The organism is Paenibacillus allorhizoplanae (assembly GCF_927798215.1).
GTDB lineage: Bacteria > Bacillota > Bacilli > Paenibacillales > NBRC-103111 > Paenibacillus_E > Paenibacillus_E allorhizoplanae.
Genome location: NZ_CAKMMW010000069.1, coordinates 1 through 570 on the forward strand (window position 1 = coordinate 1; position 570 = coordinate 570).

At 47.5% G+C, this 570-nt stretch carries 1 protein-coding gene; it reads right to left on the reverse strand.

Annotated elements, in window-relative coordinates:
- Positions 1–249: 249 nt before the first annotated feature.
- The coding region (locus L6I86_RS35535; protein ID WP_236293645.1) for a transposase at positions 250–570 on the reverse strand (321 nt) is incomplete at its 5' end.

The window sequence follows — 570 nt, forward strand, 5'->3', positions numbered from 1 at the left end:
GAGGTTTTCACCCCATATATTTCCATATGCTGCACGCATTCTCCACGCCGCCCCTGGAGGTTTTCACTCCCATGTCTCAACGGGTCATCGCCCTCTCATTCCTTCGTTACGCCTGTCCAAGGGGTGGAGGCCGGTCTTGCTATCGTTACGGGTCTTTGCCCTTTGGTTCAATACATCCGGTACCCCGTGCTTTCTTTTAGAATCCTGCGAATAAGCCAAAATTCGTACGACGAAACGGTTGGTTATTACCTAAGCTGCTAACTGAAGTGGCATTGTTTTAGTAGGGTTGTAGGCTTCGTTGCTGCGGGCCATTCCAACGAGTATTCGGGCTAATTTTCCACACAGTTTCATAAGAGATCTCATTTTCTTCATCTTTTTCATCTGTACATTGTACGCATGCATTGCTTTAAATTCTGGATTGTTCCCTACCATACTCATGGTCATCATGTAGATGAAACGGCGCAGGCGAGATCGTCCGCGTTTACTTATTTTCATCTGTCCCGTCCATTTGCCTGAGCTTGCTTCTGCAAGGTTTAGGCCAGCATGCCGAAGTAATGCATTGCCGTGTAC